Source organism: Thermoanaerobacter sp. A7A (assembly GCF_000445185.1).
In the GTDB taxonomy this organism is placed as follows: domain Bacteria; phylum Bacillota; class Thermoanaerobacteria; order Thermoanaerobacterales; family Thermoanaerobacteraceae; genus Thermoanaerobacter.
This window is the reverse complement of the sequence record NZ_AVAF01000023.1, coordinates 1-1645: the sequence shown is the minus strand read 5'-3', so window position 1 is coordinate 1645 and position 1645 is coordinate 1. Positions and strand designations below refer to the sequence as shown.

The following is a 1645-nucleotide window of genomic DNA, read 5'->3' as shown; positions in this document are numbered from 1 at the left end:
TATTAAATTAAGCAATCCAACAAGTATTAGGGATATTACGGCACAAAAAGCGCTAGCTGTCACAGCCATATCAAGTTCGCCCTCCTCAATTTTAGTAAATACATGAGAAGCTAAAACTTGAGTAACACCTGGAATATTTCCACCAAACATAATTACAGCAGGAAACTCACTTAAAGAATGAGCAAAGGTAAGTACTAGTCCTGAAAATATAGCCTCTTTCAAAAGAGGAAGGATAATTCGCAAGTAAACTTTGAAGAGTATATCCCACAAGGTGCGCGCTACGTCTACTAGTTCTGGTTCTATTTGATCTGCTCCACTTGCTATTGCTCTTGCAGCTAATAGATATGATACAAAAAACATAGCTAATACAACCGAAATCATCATGAAAGCAAGACCAGTATTGCTGATAAATCCCAAAACATTGCGTCCAAATGCCAAAAGCAGAGCAGCTCCGGCTACTGTATGGAGCACAGCAACAGGCAAATCATTTATAAGATTGGCAAAACGATATATAAAAGAATTCTTAGAAAAAAGATGGTAATATCCAAATCCCAAAGCCAAAAAGGTGCTAAAATTGAAGCAAAAAAAGCAATTACAAAAGTGTTCTTAACGCTAGCTACACTTGAGTAAACAAAACCGGCATCAAGCTCAACATTTTTAACCATCATCGCAACCTGATTAACAGTTGCAGGTCGAGCTTTAAGATTTCCCGACAAAATTAATTTATCCCACAATTTCATTTTTCTTAAGTGCTGTTTCGGTATAAACACCGATAGGAGCTTTAGGATCAGCCACTCCCACTACTACATTCGGTTTTAACAAATCATCCACTTTTTGAACCTTGTTCTTGCCTTTTTCTGAAACTATAAGCACTACAACATCTTCCAAGAATTTCTGAGAAGTTTTTAGCATATCATCACTTTTTAGTTTATCAACATAAAGCCAATCAGCAGAAAAATAAATATCGCAAGGCTGTCCACTTTTTATCTGAGAGTAAAGTTCACCGGAAGCTCCATAATTTGGTATTACTTTAGCTCCTGTTTTCTTTTCAAAGCTAAAAATAACTTCATCCATAGGTTTTTTAAGTGATGTTGGTGCATAAATGTAAAGTTTTTGTCCTGTGTAACTTGCACTTTTCATTTTTGGAGTCTCTTTTGAACTCTTGCCCGCATTAACGCATCCATTGGTAAGGAACATTAACAATGCAAAAATCGCCAATAACCAAACATTCCTTTTCATTTATAACACTTTAAACTTTTCATAATTTCTTCATCATTTTTGTTGAGAGTAATAGCTTCCTTTTATATACATACCTGCCATATTTGCTGCTTATCTCCTTGACATATAATTTAAATTTTTAAAAGACAAAAATTATCTCTCGGAGTTACAGTAATTTTATCCATTTATAACTATAATTTCATCTCCGGGCTTTATAAACCCGCTTTTTAACACCCTTGCAAATACACCTTCTTTTGGCATTATACAATCGCCTGTAATCTTTCTGATCTCACAAGCTTCGTGACATTTTTTCCCTATTTGAGATATTTCAAGAATAACCTCTTCTCCTATTTTAAGTTTTGTCCCTACCGGCAAAGTGTAAAGTTCAATTCCTTCCGTTGTTATATTTTCTGCAAATTTTCCTGCA

At 34.9% G+C, this 1645-nt stretch carries 4 protein-coding genes; all 4 read right to left on the bottom strand.

Annotated features, from left to right (window positions below; genetic code table 11):
* The coding region (locus tag M663_RS0101525; protein ID WP_273702584.1) for an ABC transporter permease subunit at positions 1–555 on the bottom strand (555 nt) is incomplete at its 3' end.
* Entirely contained in the window at positions 489–716 is a 228-nt protein-coding gene (locus M663_RS0101520; RefSeq protein ID WP_198001864.1) for a hypothetical protein, read from the bottom strand. The genes M663_RS0101525 and M663_RS0101520, both read right to left, overlap by 67 nt.
* A 7-nt stretch (positions 717–723) precedes the next feature.
* Positions 724–1140 carry a molybdate ABC transporter substrate-binding protein gene (modA, locus tag M663_RS0101515; protein ID WP_232195799.1) on the bottom strand — a complete coding sequence of 139 codons (417 nt, stop codon included), beginning with the start codon at positions 1138–1140 and terminating at the stop codon, positions 724–726.
* Between the two features lie 255 nt (positions 1141–1395).
* Positions 1396–1645 (bottom strand): MOSC domain-containing protein (locus tag M663_RS0101510; RefSeq protein WP_029687711.1); only part of this gene is annotated, 250 nt, incomplete at its 5' end.

Coding starts and splice junctions, on each gene's coding strand:
- modA (WP_232195799.1), bottom strand. CDS start 1,140: ATGAAAAGTGCAAGTTACACAGGACAAAAACTTTACATTTATGCACCA.